The sequence below is a fragment of the Bacteroidetes bacterium GWF2_43_63 genome (assembly GCA_001769275.1).
Taxonomy (GTDB): Bacteria; Bacteroidota; Bacteroidia; order Bacteroidales; family DTU049; genus GWF2-43-63.
Window position 1 is genome coordinate 38,093 of the sequence record MEOQ01000018.1, and the last position, 20,804, is coordinate 58,896.

The following is a 20,804-nucleotide window of genomic DNA, read 5'->3' on the forward strand; positions in this document are numbered from 1 at the left end:
AAATTACTCAATATCTGAAAGGATAAAGCGAGTTTGAAATATATCACAAAAAAAAGCCCCGGTAAACCGGGGCCTTAAGTGAGATAGATGCTGAGGAATTAAACAATTCCCTGATCAAGCATAGCATTGGCAACTTTAAGGAAACCAGCTACGTTAGCACCTTTTACATAATTGATATATCCGTTAGCTTCTTTTCCGTTTTTCACACAAGCTTCGTGGATATTATTCATAATTGAATGCAGACGCTGATCGACTTCTTTGGCATCCCATGAAAGTTTCATGGAATTCTGAGTCATTTCGAGACCTGAGGTAGCAACACCACCGGCGTTAACAGCTTTACCAGGGCCAAAAGCGATCTTGGCAGCGTGGAGAGCTTCAACTGCTTCAGGAGTACATCCCATGTTGGAAATTTCAGCAACCACTTTAACGCCATTGGCGATAAGTACTTTTGCTTCTTCTCCGCTGAGTTCGTTTTGGGTTGCACATGGCAGAGCAATGTCAACTTTAACTTCCCAAGGACGTTTTCCGGCAAAGAATTTCGAGCCGGGGAATTTGTCAGCATATGGTTTTACGATATCCTGGTTGCTGGCACGAAGGTCAAGCAGATAATCGATTTTTTCACCACTGATACCAGCTTCGTCATAAATGTATCCATCAGGACCACTAACGGTAACAACTTTTGCTCCGAGTTCAACTGCTTTAATTGCAGCGCCCCAAGCCACGTTGCCAAAACCTGAGAGAGAAACGGTTTTGCCTTTAAAGTCGGTGCCCATTGTTTTCAGCATCTGTTCAACGAAATAAATTCCGCCGAAACCAGTTGCTTCAGGACGAATGAGTGAGCCACCCCAGTTGATGCCTTTACCAGTGAGGACTCCGGTGTTTTCGCGGGCAAGTTTTCTGTACATACCGTACATGAAACCAATTTCGCGTCCACCAACGCCGATGTCACCAGCAGGAACATCTGTTTCCGGTCCGATAAGTTTCCATAATTCGAGCATGAAGCCCTGGCAGAAACGCATTACTTCGCCGTCTGATTTTCCTTTAGGATTGAAGTCTGAGCCACCTTTTCCACCGCCCATAGGCAATGTGGTGAGGCTGTTTTTGAAAATCTGCTCAAAACCTAAGAATTTCAGGATTGAGAGGTTCACACTTGGGTGAAAACGCAGACCACCTTTGTAAGGTCCGATAGCGTTGTTGAACTGAACGCGGTATCCGCGGTTCACGTTTACTTTACCATCATCGCCTACCCAGGGAATTTTGAACATGAGAGTTCTGTCTGGCTCAACAAGGCGCTCAATGATGCCTGCTTTGTCGAATTGCGGATTTTCATTTACTACTTCTTCGATTGACTCGAGTACTTCGCGTACTGCCTGCAGATACTCAACCTGGCCCGGATTTCTCTGTTCCAGATCCTGCATGATTTGTTTAACGTTCATATTGTAGGAATTTAGTTTCTGATGCAAATGTAAACTCTATTACGTCAACCCAGCAGAAACTTAACACTCAAAATACACCAACAAAAAATGCAATTAATCACCAACTCCATTGACGCAAATCAGATTTTGCCATGATTTATTTTGTACTAACTTTGCAAACTATTAATAAGGTATTGAACTTGCTATTTCACGTAGTCCATTGATAATGAACACACTCGGCTTACACGACCGCGCAAAGGAACTGAACTGTCTCTACAAGGTTGATGAAGTTCTTCAAATTATTGACAAAGAGGTGCCACAGGCCATTTCCGAATTATTGGATATAATTCCTTCCGGATGGCGTTATTCTGATTTATGCGAAGGCGAAATAATCCTCGGAGAACAAATATTTTCCCGTCCCGGGCTGCAACGCACCGAGCTTAAGCAGAGTGCTCTTATTAAAGCCTATGGCGAAATCATTGGCGAGATCAGAGTGTATTACATCCGTCCGGTGAAATCGGAGAAAGGGATTTTTAAGGCCGAGGAAATGCAAATGCTGCTTTCCATTGCAGAGAAAATAGCCATGTTTGTCACCTTGCGAAAACTCAAGCCAAGTCATATCGAAGAAGAAACCAGCGAAGACGAGGCCGAGGTGTTGAAGAATGTGCAGCACGATTTTCCTGAAATGATGGATTGGCTGAAAAACATGGGCCTCAAAAAACGCGAAGCAATTCAAATATTGCGCAATCCGCTCAATTTCCGCAAAGGCGAGACCATTGGCAAACAAGGCGCGTTTACTTCTTATTTCATTCTGCTTGCCAAAGGTGCTACCAAATCTTACATCGAAGGCCCGGGAAGTAAAAGCTATTCGTTTATGCTCACGCTTCCGTTCGAATTCATCGGCATGTCGTCGCTGTTCGGAAATCATTATTATTTTTCAACGGTGGCATTGATTCCTTCCACTGTTTTCCTGATTGAAAAAGAAAGAGTAATCAAACTCATCAACGAAAACCCGAAATTCAATAAAAGCATTGTTGCATGGCTTTGCGACAGCTATAAGATTCTGTTCCACAAAATGAGCTGCCTGAGTCTGAAACAAACCATAGGGCGCATGGCCGAAGTGATTCTTTATCTGTCGAACGATGTTTTCAAAAACGAAACAATTCCGCATTATATTTCAAGAAAAGATCTCGCGGAACTCAGTGGTATGAGTAACGAAAACGCGGTGCGCATTCTCAGCGATTTCAAAAGCGAAAACATTTTACGCGATACACCGGAAGGCCTGCAAATACTCAATAAACATTTGCTGCAAACCATCAGCATTACGGGATAACGCGCGCGGCATGCGGCAAAGGGAATACAAAATACGAGATACGAAAAATGTGAAAATGTGGGGCTTCGCCCATGATCCGCCTTCCGCAGATTAAATTCCAAATATGGGAATATTAGATGGTCACTTTTGTCCCTTCGACAGGCTCAGGACAGAGCTTTATACTTTTATCTTTTGTCTTCCACTGTAATAATCCCCCGCAACCTAATATCATTTGCCGAGGCACCAATCATAATTCGAAAGGTGCCGGGCTCAACCACGCGCTGCATATGCTCATTCAGCATACTGAGCATTTCGGGAGAAATCTCAAATGCGATGTTTTTGCTTTCACCTGCTTTCAGTTGCACGCGTTGAAATCCTTTCAGCTCCATCATCGGGCGGGCAACTGACGCCAGTTCGTCGCGGATGTAAAGTTGCACAACCTCGTCTCCATCAGACTTTCCGGAGTTTTTCAATTTAAACGAAACAATTGTGTTTTCACTACTACTGAAATTTTCTTTACTGAATTTTAAATCAGAATATTCAAATGTTGTATAACTCAATCCAAACCCAAATGGGAACATGGGCTTTCCGGTCAGGTCCAGATAATCGTCGCCTCGACCGGTGGGCTTGTGATAATACACATAGGGCAACTGAGCTTCATCAACCGGAAAGCTTATTGGAAGTCGGCCCGCAGGATTGTAATCGCCGAATAAAACATCAGCGACAGCTGTTCCACCCTGATCGCCCGGATACCAGACATCAATAAGTCCATCAATGTTATTGATGAAATCGGTTACCACCACCGGGCCGCCACCAACAAGAACAACAATCACTGGCTTTCCGGTAGAAGCAATTTTCTGTATCATCTCTTCCTGCCGGCCTGGTAAACGCAATGAAGCGCGATCGCGGAATTCTCCTTCTTCGATGCCAGCAACAACAATGGCAACATCGCATGACTGCGCAGTTTGAACTGCAAAATCTATTTCCTCTTCTTCTGATGTATTCAAACCAGCATCCCACATCAGACTAATATGAGCGCTACCAACACTTTCGCTAAACTCCATGCGTAAAGCATAGTTTTTACCATCTTCAAACCTGCATGGAACTGTTGTTGTTCTGACTGTCTGTTTCTGCCTATTATCAATAATCAAAGAATCATTTATAAAGAGCCGATAACCGTCATCGCCACGCACTCCAAAATTATACATTCGGTTTCCCGGCGATTTCAATACGCCTTCCCAACGCACCGAATAAAAATCATAATTTACGACCCCATGTTCAGGCGAGAACAAAGTCCAGGCGAAATCAATATTGTTATCAATGCGCGACAGGACAGGCTTTCCTCCTAATGAGATATTGTTGAAATATTCTGCTTTAAGCCCCGGTACCTGCTTGCCAGCGTCGGAATGAAACAAAAAATGCGGAGCAACTGCAACCAGTGAATCATCATACGCCCCGCATCCTTCCGCGTATTTCACATTGTCTTTTCCAATTAAATTCTGAATTCCCTCGAGGATTGTCACTTCTGCTTTGCCTTCGCGGGAATAGCCACCAAGGCGCCCTTCGATGGCGTCGGTTCCGATCACAGCGACTGAAATATTTTTTTTCAAGGGCAGAATATCGTGGTCATTTTTCAGCAACACAACCGATTCGCGCGCAGCTTTCAAAGGTAAATCTGGCACCGAAACATCGCGAAGAATTCTCTCATCGACATAAGGATGTTCGAACAAGCCCAATTCAAACTTAGCACGCAATACTCGTGCAACCGCACTATCAATGGCTTTAATATCGATCAGATTCTTTTCAAATGCATCGTAAAAAAGCAGATAATGATCGAACGATGTCTGAAAAATCACATCCAGTCCGGCTTCCAGCGATTGTTTTGTTGCATCGGTGTAATCCTTTGCGGTGAAATGGAGTACATTGGCACCACCTGTTGCGCCTGCATCACTGATGACGAAACCTCGAAATCCCCATTCATTTTTCAACTTTTCTGTAAGCAGATAATGGCTCTGAGAGCAGGGTTTACCGTTAAAGGAATTGTATGCAGTCATGAGCGAAGTTGCTTTACCTTTTTGAATAACCGCTTTAAACGGCGGATAAAAAACTTCTTCCATCATGCGTTCACTGAACTGCACCGGATAGCTGTCGCGGCCGCCATCGCCTGAATTGGCAATGAAATGTTTGGGTGTTGTGATGACTCCCATCTTTTCAAATGCAGTGATGTAGGCCAACGCCATCTGAGTCACCAGAAAAGGATCTTCGCCGTAAGTTTCCTCTACCCTGCCCCAACGCCCATCAACAGCCACGTTGAGCACAGGCGACAAAATCATCCTGATGCCACGTTCTTTAACTTCAAATGCAATTTGCTCCGCGACATCCGCCATCAGTGCGGTATCGAATGTAGCCGCCAAAGCAATGGATTGCGGAAAGGCAGTGGCTCCTTTACGAACAAGCCCATGCAACGCTTCATCGAATGCAATGATTGGAATACCCAGACGTGTATCTTCAATAAAATATCTTTGTGCAGCGTTGATGGCCTTTGCTGTTTCATAAGCTGTGCCGCCACCAGAATAATTCAGCATCTGCTCCGCACTGTTGTTATCGCGCCCCGCAGTGGCAAACTGAAATCCGAAAATGCCATTCGGATATTTTTTCAGATCGACATTTTGATCAGCCGGAATCATATACAATTGCCAGAATTTTTCTTCTAAAGTCATGCGACTCAAAAGATCCGCAACACGGACATCAATACTCTGTTGTGGATTTTTGTATGGCAATGTATCCTGCGCACGGAGCGCGAATCCGAAAATAATTGTCATAGCCAATAGCAACAGAGACTTTCTGTGCATGATCATTTATTTAAGTGTGATACGAAAAACAGAAATGTAAGCGGTTGGCCGCGAAGCAGCATTCTGCAATACTTCCGGGATGATCAAAGTCAATCCATCTTGAGAAAATGACGTTTTGATTTTCTCTTTCGAACCGAGCATTGTCACTTTATATTTTTTCTTTTCGGTGATGCACGGCAACGACAGAGATTTTCCCGGCCAATACAAAGCAAAAACGTACAAATATTTTCCGTCTTTTGATTGTGTAAAACGCACATGATTGCCCTCTTTAAACTGTTTCCAGGGGCGGCTTCCGTAAATAGCACTTTCATTCACCGACATCCACTTTCCGATTTCATACAATGTAAGAATCGCTTTATTTTCGAAAGTTCCCTGCGCTGTAGGGGCAACATTCAATAAAAAGTTTCCGCCTTTTGAAACAACATCAATCATCATTGCAATTAATAATTCCGCTGACTTATATTCTGCATTTGGAACATAGCCCCAGTTCGAAGTCATAGTCATGCAGGTCTCGAAAGGATACGACAAAATGGAATTGGGAACACTTTGTTCAGGCGTTCGATAATCTTCAAAAGGGCCATGAACAGTGCGGTCCACTATAAGAATGCCCGGCTGATTTTCGCGAGCCATGGCAGCAATGCGAGGCATATCAATGTCCTGTTCGTACTTCGGAATGTTGTAGCCCCATGAGCGCACTTCTTCGTTGATTGTGGAATCAGGACGCACCCAGCCACCGTCGAGCCAGAGTATATCAAGCTTTCCGTATTCCGTTGTCAGCTCTTCAATCTGATTGAACGTGTAATTCTGAAATTCTTTCCAGCGACCGGGATATTTGCGTGTGTCGTAATTGCAGTTTCTGTCGGGCGTTGCCAGAAGCGGCGTCCAGTAAGATGGACAATGCCAGTCGGGTTTCGAGAAATAAGCACCTACCATGAAACCTTTGTTGCGGAATGCTTCGAAAACATACTTAGCCACATTGGCTTTGGGATTGCTGTTGAAAGGACTTTCGCCAGATGTGATTTTAAAATCGGTTTGTTTTGTATCGAACATACAAAAGCCATCATGATGTTTTGTCGTAAACACAACATACTTCATCCCGGCTTTCTGAGCTACTTCAGCCCATGCATCCGGATTAAACTGCTGAGGATTGAATTTCTTAATCTGATTAAAATAATGATTTTTGTAATCGATGTAATCCATGCCGTTGCGACTCTGAAAGTCCTGATCTTCCGAACACAATCCCCATGACTCTACCACGCCAAGTTGAGAATACAAGCCCCAATGCATAAGCAAGCCGAATTTCATATCCAGCCAATTCTCCAGCTTTTGTTTCACCAGAGTGTCAGTGGGTGGTACGTAGGTTCCAACCTGTCCCATGACGAAATAAAAATTACAAAAAAGAGAAACAAATATTAAAATTTTCAAGAGGAAATGCATAACTTATAATGTTTCAGCAAAAATATAAAAAAAATGCAGCCCGTAATGGACTGCACTAATTAATAAACATTTTGTCTGTTATTAATGCTCAATATAAGAAATTTTAAAAACACCGTTTGAAACACTGATAACTTCACTGGAGGAAAATTCTTCAAGGCTTGCAGTAAATGTACCTTCAATAATATTGTTGGTTTGATCATGCTTGGAGACAACAATTGATCCAGTTCCTGGCCAATAAGATTCCGCTCCTGAATCCCAATACACAGCTTCTTCACTTCCAGATGTAACTGTAACGGTTCCTGTTGGTACATCATACGATAAAATCACCTGTATTGATCCGGCTGCGTTTGACCCACCAATCTGCAGAAACCCCATTGTCATCTGAGCAAGTGGCATAGACGCGGTAAATTGTATGCCGTCAATTTTTGCAGATAATACATTGGTGTAGGTCGTTGTCGGAGTAACAACTTCGTCGTCGTCCTTTTTGCAGCCGCTCAGCATCAAAGACGATGACACAATCATCAAAACAAAAAACTTCATAACTGATTTCATAATGCAGGATTTATTGGTTAATTATCAGCAAATATAGTATATTTTAATTTTTACTATTAACTTTTTTATATAATATTTTATATACAATAAATTGCATGTGTATGTCAAAAACCTGTTGTTTTTTTACAAACAAGAACAAAACCCAACAAAAAAAACAATCCTACTTCTCGTAAAAAACTGTACGCAGCAAGGTCTGACCGACAACTTTCAGCGTATTGCGATCGATCTGACTCATATCATCTTTCAGAGTGTGCCAGTAAGGATAAAATCCAGTCTTCGAATTATTGACCTGATGAATGATGTCAATCGTAGGAATGTTCGCATATTTATTCACGTAATAATGATCATCCATAATCGGATTGGACTCCGCATTCAGAAAGAAATTTGAATAGCCAAGATCATGCGCATGATTCCAGACTTTAGTAACCACACCAGGCGCATATCGCTGTGAAAATCCTTCTCGATAGAAAGATGCAAATGGAGCTCCTACCATGTCGAGCAGAATTCCATATCGTGCATTGTAGCCCGGTTTATGCGGATTCTTGCTCCAATACTGTGATCCAAGTCCCCAGGTGTCTTCCTTTTCCTGACCTTGCGCGTCTTTGGGCTCGCCGAAATCTTCAACATCCCAGAAAAATATATCGACACCAATCGGCGGATTATTGGTTTTCAAAAGACGCGCAATTTCAAGCAACACTCCAACGCCCGATGCTCCGTCATTGGCGCCGGGAATGGGTTTGCTGTGATTGGCCGGATCCGGATCATAATCTGCAAACGGACGTGAATCCCAATGTGAAGAGAGCATTATACGCACAGATGCGCCGGGGTTAATACTTCCGATAATGTTGTATCCGGAAATAACCGTATTGTTATAAGTCCGCACTGTAATATTCTGCACTGTAGTTTCAGCACCATGACGTTTCAATTCAGACACAAGCCAGTCGCGGCAAGCCAGATGTGCTTTGCTGCCGGGAACGCGCGGACCAAACGACACTTGTTTGTCAACAAATGCATAGGCGCTGTCTGCATTGAACTCAGGCACTTTTATGGTTTCCGCTACTGTTGAATCTTTCGCGTCACCATCTTTCTTTTTACCGTTCCCGCATGCACTAAGCATTGCAACTATTACAGTCAGTATCAGGATTTTTGTTTTCATTTCAATTTATTTGTTCAGACAAATTAATAACGAATCTGAAAGAGTTTTAGTTTTTAATCCACTCCGTTCCTTCCTTCGTGTCTTTAAGTTCCACGCCGGTTTTCTTAAGTTCATCGCGAATGAAATCAGACATGGCAAAGTTTTTATCCTGACGATATTTCAGTCGCAATTCAATGATCAGTTTCATCAAATCATCTTCAATTCCTTTTCCAGCAGCGGCTTCTGATCCCTCCTGCGTAAGTCCCAGAATATCTTCGATAAAATCTTTTCTGATTTTCAGTAAAGCCATTTTTTGTTCTTCCGACATTGAAGTTTGCTTTTCGGCTGCAGCATTGATGAATTTCACTGCATCGAAAAGGCTGGCAATAACCATTGGTGTATTCAAATCGTCGTTCATGGCATCGTAGCAATCTTTCGAAAGCTTGTTTTCATCGAATTCTCCGGCTACGGCAGGAACGATTGCGTCTAGCCGGTAAAATGCTTTCATCAATCGGTCGAATGCTTTGCCCGACGCTTGCAGCGCGGCGTTCGAGAAATCGACCGTGCCACGATAATGTGCCTGCAAAATGAAAAACCGAATCGTCATCGGCGTATAGGCCTGTTCCAGCATAGGATGATTGCCAGTCAAAAATTCCTCGAGGGTTATGAAATTACCAAGCGACTTGCCCATTTTCTGACCGTTGATGGTAATCATGTTGTTGTGTAACCAGTATTTCACCGGCTGAACACCGCTGGCAGCCATCGATTGTGCAATTTCGGATTCATGATGTGGAAACAATAAATCCATTCCACCGCCATGAATATCGAAAGGCGTTCCGAGATATTTCGCACCCATGGCTGAGCATTCCATATGCCAGCCCGGCACACCATCGCTCCAGGGCGACTTCCAGCGCATGATATGCGTGGGCGAAGCTTTTTTCCAGATGGCAAAATCGGCCGAATTGCGTTTTTCCGATTGACCGTCAAGCTCGCGGGTGTTGCTTAAAAGCTCATCGACATTGCGACCGGAAAGAATACCATAGGGATATTTTTTGCTATAATTTTCAACATCAAAATATACAGAGCCTTCCGCTTCATAGGCCATTCCGTTGTCGAGAATTTTCTGCACCATGTCAATCTGCTCAGGTATATGTCCCGATGCGTGTGGCTCAATAGAAGGATTCAGTACATTGAGCTTATCCATGTAGTAATGATAGCGGTTGGTATAATACTGCACCACTTCCATGGGCTCGAGCTGATCGAGTTTTGCTTTTTTTTCAATTTTGTCTTCACCTTCATCAGCATCATTTTCGAGATGGCCCACATCGGTGATGTTGCGCACATAGCGCACTTTGTAGCCAAGGTGCTGTAAATAGCGAAAAACCACATCAAAGGTAATGGCCGGACGCGCGTGACCCAAATGCGGATCTCCATACACAGTAGGCCCGCACACATACATACCTGCGAAAGGCGGGTTGATGGGAATAAAATCTTCTTTCTTTCGCGTGAGCGAGTTGTAAACTTTCAGCGGATGTTCCATGATGAAATGAGTTGCTGCAAAATTAATGAAATTTCGGAAGTCTGGCTGTTTTGCCACAAAGGCACAAAGACACAAAAAAATGCTGATTTGATTTAATGAAAAAGGTCTATTCAGGTTTTCTACGACACCCAGTCCCGGAATTTATCGACCATAGAATTTAATTATTAGTGCTGAAGAAATTTCACTTACTGGAATTTCATTTTCACTTCGACAAAGCTTACCCCACCATTGACACTTCGACGAAGTTTATCCCGCTGTTCGTGCTTCGACGGAGTTTACCCTGCTGTCGACTCTTCGACTCCGCTCAGAGTGACAGTAGCAGGGCTCAGTATGACAGCGGCGGTGCTCAAAGTGACAGAAGCAGAGCTCAGGATGACAGCGGCAGGGCTCAGTGAGTTAACTACATTAACAGGATACAAAGTCTGCAAATAAAAAAATCCAATTTTTTGACTGTAAAAACAAAAACACTTCGTAATAATTGATTCAATTAATTACAAAGTGTTTTTTGTGACTCCGAAGGGATTTCTGCCAGCTGGCGGATAAACTTCTCATCCATTCGGAGAAGTTTTGTTGTAAAAGTAGCTTAAGAGTGACTCCGAAGGGATTCGAACCCCCAACCAACAGAACCGGAATCTGCCATTCTATCCAATTGAACTACGGAGCCGTAATGCAGTGCAAAGATACGATTATTTATTTGCCGTAGAAACCGAGGCCTGAACCTCTAGCTGAATTTTCGCTCACAACCAAAGTCCTGTCTTATTTTGGCAAAGGTGAATCATAGGGCTTCCACTTCTCCACCTTCGGCGAGATCTTTTCGTTTTCGGAAAAAGTTTCTGCTTTATAATCAACGCAGATCCCAGCATACATGGCATCTTCGGAAAAATCATATACGACAATGTAGTTGTTCGGTCCACAGTCATGCGGCTTGCAGCCCTCCGCTGTGAAAATATTCTTTGCGTATTCCATGGGCATGAGGGTTGTCCAGTCGTCTTTGATCAATTTAAAATTTTCAGTTCCAATCAGCTTTTCGAGCCGCTCCGAAAATATTTTCTTTTCGAAAAGGTGAACTTCATCTGCATATTTCCCATCGTATTTTTTGAGGAAATCAAGATTTGTTTCTTCGTTCTGTTGCGCCGATGAATTTTCACTTGTCTGGTTTTTCTGATCAGAATCAGTGTTGTCGGATTTGCCTAACTGACTGCAGGAAGCAATCAAAATAAAAAGCACAATGCCACACGTTGTAAGAATTCGTTTTTTCAGTTTCATGTTCCGTATTATTGAATTAGACCTGATGAAAATTATTAAAACAGAAAAATCTGAATCAGTAAAAATACAAAAATCCAATCAACTACTTTTCTGATGGATTTGCATTTTAACATTTACCGGAACAATTATTGTTGCAAAGCGGCTTCGTTTTTTAAAACCTCTGCGTTATGTTTACAAGACTTTTTGCCAAAGCATTGTCCCTTCTGGGCTTCATGATTGGATTCACCTCTGAAGTACTGGCCCAATACGGAGCTCCGGTATATTTCTTTACGGTGAAAGGCAGTGTGAAGGACATTGAATGCCAGAATCCGGTGAAAAATGCCAAAGTAAAACTGGTCGATCGCAATGGCAATACCGAATATGATGCAGTAACCGATAGCCTTGGCAATTTTACAATTTTTCAGGAATCAGAAGGATACTATCCGGAATATCAGATCAGAATTGAAGATCCCGACGGCAAAGCCAATGGTCTATTTAAAGATATTGAAGGCCCTCTGGATGCGAAAAAATTCCGTAAGACCTGGAACCATAATTCAGACACCATGCCTGGCGATATTTATTTTGTCAAATACATTTCGGGCAATCCATGTAAAAATGAGCCCGTCGTTGATGAACCCGATACTGCCAAAGAACCGGATCCCGAACCAGAAGTCATTGCGCAGGACAGCGCGGTGCTGCCTCAGGAAGAGCCAGTAGTGCCACCTTCTGCAACTGAAGAATATTTTACCAATGTGAATCTGTATCCAAATCCGAATTCAGGCCGTTTTGCCATTGAGTTTACCGCAATGAATCAGGCAGCAACTGATGTTTATATTTTCTCTTCCGACGGAGCATTAATCTACAATATGAGTCAATATGCACAGAAAGGCGCTAATCATTTCGATCTGGAAATAGAAGGTTTGGCACCGGGCACGTATTATATTCAATTGCATTGCTTCGGAAACGACTTTACGAAAACGTTTGTGGTGCAGTGATGCAGACGTCACAACGCACAGAGCATAGGGCATGCGGCTGCGGCGCTTTGCAAGTAGAAAGTCATCAAGTTATCAGGTTCATAAAGGAGACATTTGTGCAATGCAAAAGGCACAACGTTCATGGTCTCCTCTTATCTGATGGATATAGCAAGATAAATCTTAATCGTCATTTTTTTAACTTTACAACTTTTATAGGGCGCGCGTCTCCTGACGCGTGACCAACATTCTATTCCGTCACAGTAAACTTGGCTGACCGAACAGCGCCATCACTGCAAATCACCTGAATGCTGTAAACGCCTGCTGCGAGCGACAATCCACGCACTTCAAAAACACTTGCGCTGCTGAAATCACTTTTTGATTCTATGATTTGGCCCAGTGAATTGATGATTCGCCACGACTTTGCATTATCGCTTTCAGACAGCATTACAGTAAATTCGCCAATGGAAGGATTGGGATACAACAGCATCTGCGAAACACCATATTCATCCATGCCGACACCGTATTGAAATTCATCAGAGAATCCCGAACAGCCGTTTGCGAAAGTTACAACGATATAATAGGTGCCCAAAGCAGCAATGGTTACTGTAGTACCGGTTGCGCCCGGGATCGCGCTGCCATTGTAATACCACTGATAGGACACACCTGCTGTTGTGGTTGACAAAACAAGTCCGTTCACAACAAGATCAATTTCAGGGACAGTATCCATTGTAATGGTGATGCCCGAAGGCGTGCATGACTGCTCATAAACTGGTATGACTGCCAAATGCTTTTCTCCCGCATCGAATGAACCAATTTCGAAAACCTGTTCAATAATCTGCGGAACGAAAACATTTGTTGTTCCGCTGTGACCAAGCTGTCCGAGCTGGTTTTGGCCCCAGCTGACCAGATTGCTGTCAACACGCAAGGCATAAGATGTAAAATTACCAGCCTTAACAGAAGTCACACCGCCACTTACGTCAGACACGAGTGGAAAATATGATCCGGTAACTGAAGTAAGCCCAAGTTGTCCGAAAGTATTATCGCCCCAGGCATATACAATCCCCATGGTATCGCAGGCCAGCGAATGTGCAGATCCGCCATCGAAACTTACAACGCTGTTGTAGAGGTTTACTTTTTCAGGAGTCCATGCAGCAGTAATATTGCCTAAACCAAGCTGGCCATTGGCATTGCTTCCCCACACCCACAAGGTTCCGTCGGATTTCAGCGCCATGCTGTGATTGGCTCCTGCAGCCACAGCTACAACATTATCGAGATGTTTCACCTGCACAGGAATATTTCTGTTTGTCTGCGTACTGTCTCCAAGTTGTCCTGCCTGATTGCGTCCCCAGGCCCAGACATGACCATCGGAAGTGATGGCCAGTACATGATTTTCACCGGTTGCAACACCTGTAACACTATCAATATTCAGAACTGCAAACGGGAAATTGCTGGTTGAGTAATTGCCATAGCCAAGTTGCCCGAACGTGTTGTCGCCCCATGAAACCAGTGTGCCGTCGGATTTCAATGCAAGCCCAAAACGATTACCTGCTGCAATTTTCTGAATAGCCGTAAGACTTCCGACGTTCACCGGAATATTTGAATCGGAGAAATTGCCAGTGCCCAGTGCTCCGAATTCGTTGCGTCCCCAGGCTTTCACAGTTCCATCATCATTTAGCACCATTGTGAATTCAGCACCACAGGCCACTTCCATTGCATGTGTGGTTAATACCGAAGGCTGAAAATACAGATTATTAATCGTTGTTCCGTTTCCAAATTGTCCCAGACTGTTTTCGCCGCATGACCACACATTTCCTATGCTTCCTGCAGATACGACTGAATAATAATTGCCTCCTTCGTATGCCCAGATGCTGGAATCGGTAACGCCGGCAACAGGAATTCCTTCGAAATACCAATGATTGTTTTCTCCAACACTACTGGAAAGCAGCACCGAATCGCCTTCGCAGAAGACATCATCGGGTGAGGCTACAATAACCGGGACTGTGATTGTGTGAACATAAATATCATTATATGCTGTTTGAGTACAACCCGATGAATTCGAGGTTCCATTCACGGAAACAAGCTGTCCATTACTCAGTGAAGATCCAATAAACACATTGGTTGCGGAAGGGCTTCCCTGAGAAACACCGTCAATAAAGAATTCATACAAATCGGCTCCAATTGCAGTAAACTGAACAGGCGAGCCCTCACAAACAGCTGTCGAAGGAAGGTCAGAAGTGAGCGACACGTTGACGTAATTCACTCCTATGGTCATGATGGTATCGGCCCAAAGACCGCACACACCATTGTATCCGAAGAGTGTCACTTCTTGTCCGTTTTGCAAATCGGCAGTCACAAAAAGTGAATCAGCTGAAACAGGATTGCCCTCCAGATAGAAATTGTAATTCTGCGCGCCATTTCCTTCAAAAGTTACTGTATCGCCATAACAGATGTTGCCAGTTGGAATATCATTGATGAATGAGAGAATCGGAAATTCATTTACTGTAACAGCATAGGTGCTGCCTGAATTGCCGGTGCATCCGACCAGTGTTCCTTCTACATACACTACATTACCCGAGACCAATGTATCGCACGAAAACAATGAGTTTCCGGATGCAACACCCCATGGCAAACCATCGACAAAGAATTGATAAGATGTAGCGCCTCCGGCAAGCAACTGAATGGTATCGCCCGTACACACTGAAATTCCGGAAACCGGGTTCAATGTAACATTCGGGATTGCATTTACAATATATTGATAAACATTGGACGAAACAGTCGTGCAATAACCGGTGGTTCCCTGCACGGTGACAACTGCTCCGTTAACAAGGTTGTTTAACGATAGCGAAGAAACCGCTGAAGGAGCGCCCTGCGAGGCACCTGTTACAAAAAACTCATAGGATGAAGCCCCTGAAGCGCTGAATGAAACTGTATCTCCGGCACAAATGGTCAGATCCGGATCAGACTGCAAAACACTGACAACCGGATTGGGAGCCACTTCGACAATGAATGTATCTGCAGCAAATGAATGGCAACCATCGCCAGAAACAGCCTGAACGCTAATGGTGTCGCCATTATTCAGGGCAGTAGTTGAGAACACACTAACAGTTGAATACGGTCCGGGTGCTGTACCGTTCACATAAAACCCATAGGTATCAGAACCTGAAGCTGTGAACAAAATATTCTGCCCCTGACATATTGCGGTATCCAATTCAGAACAAGTCACCTCAACAACAGGAACAGAATAAACTGTTACTTCAAGTGGCAGTGGAGTACACGCATATTGGGTTCCGCTGACTGAAATAAACTGTCCGTCGATAAGGCCTGAAGCGTGATAAATGGAATCATACTGGAGCGGAGTTACTGCAATACCATTAATAAAATACTGATAGACTGAATCCCCATCCGCTTCGAGATCGATGGTTTCGTATGCACAGATCACGCTGTCAGAAAATGTCCATGTGATCTTCGGGCGCACGTCGATAGTGAAAACAGAATCGGCATACGCATAACAATTTCCCAATTTACCCTGCACTTCAACAGTCTGTCCGTTAGAAAAGACCGAGTTCATGGAATTATTTGTATTAAACACTCCGGTCGGAACTCCATTAATATAGAACTGATATTCGGTAGCGCCACCAGCCTGGAAAGTGATCACATCACCTGCGCAGATGCGACTGTCGGCATCGTCGCTAATGAAAGAGAGCAATGGTGTAACTTCGACATGAAACAACAGTGTTCCGGAAGCGAAATTGCGGCAAGCGGATAAAGAAATTCCTTCGACGCTGACAATATCATTATCGGCCAATGTTGAAATAACCACACTGTCAACCGTTGACTGCGGGCCAAGCGGCGACCCGTTGAGATAGAAGATATATTCTGCCGCGCCTGAAGCATGAATGGTTACCTCATCGCCGGCGCAAATCGTCGTATCGGCTTCTGAAGACGTAAGACCAACCATCGGAAGAGGAAATACTGTAAAATCCAAGGCTGTACTGCTGAATGCTTCGCAACCGGTGGTGATATTTCTGCCGAAAACCGTGAATTCATCAGCATCTGCAATGTTCGAAAAAGTCCACGAATTTGTTGTTCCAAGATTATTATACGGAGCACCGTTCAAATAAAGTCTGTATTGATCGGCTCCGGCAGACGTCAACGTTACAGAATCGCCCAGACAAATTAAATTATCCAAATCACTACTCGCAAGAGTAACAACGGGCAATGAATGTACTTCAAACGTAAACACCGTGCTGGTATCAAGACATCCCATATAATCTACCACAGCAAAAATAGTTTCGCCATCTGCAATAGAATCTGTCCTGTATTTTACAGAATCAGCTGATTGAATTATCGGAATACCATTGGAGAAGAAATAAAAATCGGGTGTCGGATTGGGCGAGTTTGCAGTGAATGTGACCAAATCGCCGGAACAAATTGTTGTATCTGCATCGCTCGAATTCAAATTGACTACTGGTTTGTAAATTGTTACCGAGTCAGTATAAGAATCCGAACATCCGTTGGTGAAGGTTGATACAAGTGTGACATCATACTTCTGATTGTTATCGAAAAGATAAGCCGGAGACACCTGTGTTGTTGTGAGGCTTGTATCGACCATATACCATTCAAAAGTCAGGTCGCCCTGATTTCCACTGTATGCACTTGAAGTATTTACGAAATGAACACTATCGCCGAAACAGGTGACTCCCGAAACAATGAATGATGCTGTTGTAGCAGGCACCGCGTCGAAATGCCAGTTAGTATTGTTTGACACATTTCTGCTGAAAACAGCCACTGCCCCATTAGTAGCAGTGATATCTCTCACAACGGAACATTGTATTCTGATGCTGTCACTGGCAAGACTTGTGAGCGTTGCAGCCAAATATTTTTCGGTTGAGGCAATATAAATTGAATCCTGACAAGTACCGTTAGCAACAAAAGCACTATCGAAAGTTTGTTCATGGTTTGCTTCGAAATACAAATGTATTCCGGGATGTACCTTGAAAATGCGAAATGTGTCAGCACCATAGACTTCGCCTGAGTAAACAGCTGTTGACGAATCAGAAAAAAGCGTAAGCATTTCAAGATCGAAAAACCGCTGATTTCCACCATCAAAATAATTTCTGAATGATTTGTTTCCCGGCATTAAAATCGAAGTGGAATCGGCATCAAGCGTAAGTATTGACGGATCCTGAAAAACTGCAGAATATTTAATTGAAATATCAGAATTTTTCAGCAACATCTGTTTCGCTGACGAAGTTTCTGTTTTTAAAAGACCTACGCGCATCGACCATTCATTGGATACAAACGTCCCTGAATTCACAGTGAATGAAACGGTAGAATCGGTCACAAGTGAATCGATCAAAAACAAAGTGTCCGCTGTTGAAAAACCAGCAAGCAAAGTATTAACGCCATAACGACTACACAGTGGATCAAACTCCGCATGTCCGTATAAAGGAGCAAGAATCAAAGCTGGTGTATTCGCATCGCTGGCTGAAAAAAGATCTCCATAGCCAAAATTCAGATTTTCATTCAACAAAACATCGTCGCTTATTTGCAGATTGGCCTCAATTAGCAGCGAAGGAGAAGTAAGCAAAATGCTGCTCCAGTCCATCACTTTGCAATAGGCGTTTTTATAAATGTCGACAGTATCGGATGTAGCTGTTGAAAAATGCAGATCGGTGAATACGACTGTATCAGCGGGACCCGGAACGCAAGTGGCTGCAGAAAATGGCAAAATCAAATCCGGTGTCCAGTTATTGGCGTTATGCCAGTTTTTATCAGCTAAACCAGTCCAGTAATAGGTTTTTCCTGCAACGGCTCCGCTGAAAATCCAACCCGTGGTTATTCCAATCCCAGTCGATGCAATAGCATTGTACTCACGACCACCAGCTGAATCAGCAACCAGATTTTGAATCACCACATCAGAAATATTCAAAGTATCGTAACCGGTTTTGCTGATAGATGCGGTTCCACTTTCGCCAATAAATGCTGACAACGAAACCGGCTGCGTGCACGAGCCACTAGCCAAAAGGCTGTCGAGCGACCATGTTGTAGCTGGTTCAAATTCAAGCGCTGTACCTCCCGAAACATAAAGAAGATCGGAAGAACCTCCGCCGAGAATTCGCGTTCGCGGTGAGTTTACTTTGAGTGTGTCGAATGTGATTCCCGCTGCTTTCATTACAACCATTTCGGTGTTGCTGTTTGAAAGGATTACCGCACCTGAATCGTGCGCAAGGGTAAGCCCTGAGCCAGATGAATTCCATACAGTATCAGCAGCGGTAAGATTAATAATCGATTTGGAATAATCAAGACTGCGTGACAAATTTCCTGACAAATCGAGGCTTCGGCAAATCAAACCTTTCTTGTTCAGATTAAGATTTCCTTTCTGCAAAATCACATTACTGAAAGAATGAAGTGTGTCAGTAAAATTATATGTTCGTGAAGTATTAAATGTGATTTCGCTGTAAATTTCAGCATTTCGCGATGTAATATCTTTGGCAGGAGCAAGCGAAGATGTAAATTCAATGCCGCTTTCGACATCTATTGTAAGACTGTCATGCAACAACATAGAAGAAGAAATAAACAGCGTTCCTTTTCCGGATAAATGAGCCAGTTCATCAATATTGGTCCACAGCATCTGGTTACAGTAAGCTTGTTCATTAATGGTCACTGTATCTTCGGAACTAAATGAATTTAAATCAAACACAACATCATTTCCCCTGACAGGAATACAACCACCGGAGCTGCCTCCCGAAGTGGTGGCCCAATGCGTAGCATCGTTCCAGTTACCTGTTCCGCCAATCCAATACAGAGTCTCTGTATTCGCCGGCTCAACCACGTCCCATCCGCTTACACCATCAAATTCAAAAGAATTAAGTGCATGAATAATATCACCGGAAAGATTATTGTAAGAAATTTTCAAATATGAAACAGTGATGTCGCCACTCACAGCATTTATTTTCGGAATAGCAGCATTGCAGGCATTCATCTCCGTTATAAATGGATTATCGGCGCAAAAAGAAGAAAGATAAATATACTGACCACAAGAACCAGCGGCATTCATTGTATCGACTGTCAGCTCTATTCCATGAGCAAGCTGCACTTTTGACGCCGGCTTGATAATAATATTACCGGTAACAAAAGAAGAAAAAATTCTGGAAAATGCTGTCGGAAGCTCAACTTCACCAATAGCAAATAAGGAATCTTTCCCCAAACTAATATTCACAGTGTCTGAACCTGCATACGTGAATTTAATAAAAGCCTGCGCTGCATCAAGGTTCAGCCGGACATCATTCAGGTAAAGAGCGTTTCCGGAACCGGAGATCTGAACAGCGGAATTGCCCAGGCTGATGGTCTTAGTCAGTGCGGTTGTATTTCTCATTGCCCCAACAAAAATTGGCCATCCTTGTGAATAAAACTGACCTCCTCCTCTGAATTCGAGAATCCCTCCGGTTTTGAACTGGCTCAGCAAATACATTTTCTTGCTGCCGTTCATATAAACATCGCACGCCATCTCATTGGCATAAGTATTAATGTAGTTTGTATCGATGGTCGAATTCTGAAAAAACAAAGGACCAGTATGAGCAAAAATCGTAGGATCAGGCAGTGCAAAGGACCCGCTGACAGTAAGTGAATCAGCGCTAAACCATTTGGGATTAACAACAGGAACCGAAGCCATGAAAGTGTGATCGGTATTGAAATGTCGGCAGGCAATTCTGTGTCCGTTTGAATAAAACACCCCATCGGTATGTAGTAAACGATTGTATGGCAGTTGCAATTTCCCTTGAAGATATAAAGTGTCTGCAGCCATTTGTAGATCGCATTTCAAAGTTTTATCCTGCGTTTCAAAATATGTTGCAGCTCCGGATAATCCGTAAATGCGAATCAATCCGTTATAATTAAACGTAACTTTATCCGATAAATAAATATGTCCATAAACATTTAAAGTATCGGTTGTTGTGGAATTAAATTCCACATTGTATACAATACCAGACCAATCCATCATAGCACAAAAAGCCATAGATGTATCAACCGTAATAATTTTGCCATTTGCGTTAAAGGACGACGCATCGAAATAAACAGTATCGTCAGATCCAGGTATGGTGCTGTGATAAACACTGCCTCCGGAAGAAACAGCCCAGTGGCTGGTGTCGGACCAATAGCCGCTTCCACCTACCCAATAATACTCATCGGCAAAAGCAAAATGTGCTGTAACCAGCATCATTACGGAAATTAACAGTTTCTTCATAGTCACCCAAATTGTTAACGAAAGAATAATTCAAGCGACTAAAATACATAATATATTTGTTTGTGTGACTAATAATGTCAATAAATTTATCTATTCA

General features: G+C 43.3%; 10 protein-coding genes and 1 tRNA gene. 2 read left to right on the forward strand and 9 right to left on the reverse strand.

Annotation, left to right across the window (positions count from 1 at the left end; translation table 11 throughout):
• Positions 1-98: 98 nt before the first annotated feature.
• The gene (locus A2W93_08755) at positions 99-1,436 is read right to left on the reverse strand and encodes a glutamate dehydrogenase (GenBank protein ID OFY55220.1); all 1,338 of its coding nucleotides are present in this window, start codon (positions 1,434-1,436) and stop codon (positions 99-101) included.
• A gap of 205 nt (positions 1,437-1,641) precedes the next feature.
• Here A2W93_08755 and A2W93_08760 point away from each other — a divergent pair, with 205 nt between their 5' ends.
• Positions 1,642-2,748, forward strand: coding sequence for a hypothetical protein (locus A2W93_08760; GenBank protein OFY55221.1), 1,107 nt, complete (start codon positions 1,642-1,644; stop codon positions 2,746-2,748).
• A gap of 164 nt (positions 2,749-2,912) precedes the next feature.
• Here the strand turns inward: A2W93_08760 and A2W93_08765 are convergent, their stop codons facing one another.
• The 7 genes from A2W93_08765 to A2W93_08795 all read right to left on the reverse strand — a co-directional run bounded on the left by A2W93_08765 (position 2,913) and on the right by A2W93_08795 (position 11,509).
• The gene (locus A2W93_08765; protein ID OFY55272.1) at positions 2,913-5,579 is read right to left on the reverse strand and encodes a beta-1,3-glucosyltransferase; all 2,667 of its coding nucleotides are present in this window, start codon (positions 5,577-5,579) and stop codon (positions 2,913-2,915) included.
• 6 nt (positions 5,580-5,585) lie between these two features.
• On the reverse strand, positions 5,586-6,956 hold the full coding sequence (locus tag A2W93_08770) for an alpha-L-fucosidase (GenBank protein ID OFY55222.1): 1,371 nt from the start codon (positions 6,954-6,956) through the stop codon (positions 5,586-5,588).
• Between the two features lie 141 nt (positions 6,957-7,097).
• Entirely contained in the window at positions 7,098-7,568 is a 471-nt protein-coding gene (locus A2W93_08775; protein ID OFY55223.1) for a hypothetical protein, read from the reverse strand.
• Between the two features lie 160 nt (positions 7,569-7,728).
• Entirely contained in the window at positions 7,729-8,724 is a 996-nt protein-coding gene (locus A2W93_08780; GenBank protein OFY55224.1) for a glutamine cyclotransferase, read from the reverse strand.
• A 46-nt stretch (positions 8,725-8,770) separates the two neighbouring features.
• Complete coding sequence (locus A2W93_08785) at positions 8,771-10,243, reverse strand: cysteine--tRNA ligase (GenBank protein ID OFY55225.1); 1,473 nt, start codon at positions 10,241-10,243, stop codon at positions 8,771-8,773.
• A 590-nt stretch (positions 10,244-10,833) separates the two neighbouring features.
• A tRNA-Arg gene (locus A2W93_08790) sits at positions 10,834-10,907 on the reverse strand.
• A 92-nt stretch (positions 10,908-10,999) separates the two neighbouring features.
• Positions 11,000-11,509 carry a hypothetical protein gene (locus tag A2W93_08795; protein ID OFY55226.1) on the reverse strand — a complete coding sequence of 170 codons (510 nt, stop codon included), beginning with the start codon at positions 11,507-11,509 and terminating at the stop codon, positions 11,000-11,002.
• Positions 11,510-11,676: 167 nt separating this feature from the next.
• On the opposite strand from A2W93_08795, the gene A2W93_08800 reads away from it, so the two are divergent.
• Positions 11,677-12,483, forward strand: coding sequence for a hypothetical protein (locus A2W93_08800; protein OFY55227.1), 807 nt, complete (start codon positions 11,677-11,679; stop codon positions 12,481-12,483).
• A gap of 226 nt (positions 12,484-12,709) precedes the next feature.
• On the opposite strand, the gene A2W93_08805 is transcribed toward A2W93_08800, so the two are convergent.
• Positions 12,710-20,707 carry a hypothetical protein gene (locus A2W93_08805; GenBank protein OFY55228.1) on the reverse strand — a complete coding sequence of 2,666 codons (7,998 nt, stop codon included), beginning with the start codon at positions 20,705-20,707 and terminating at the stop codon, positions 12,710-12,712.
• Positions 20,708-20,804 lie beyond the last annotated feature (97 nt).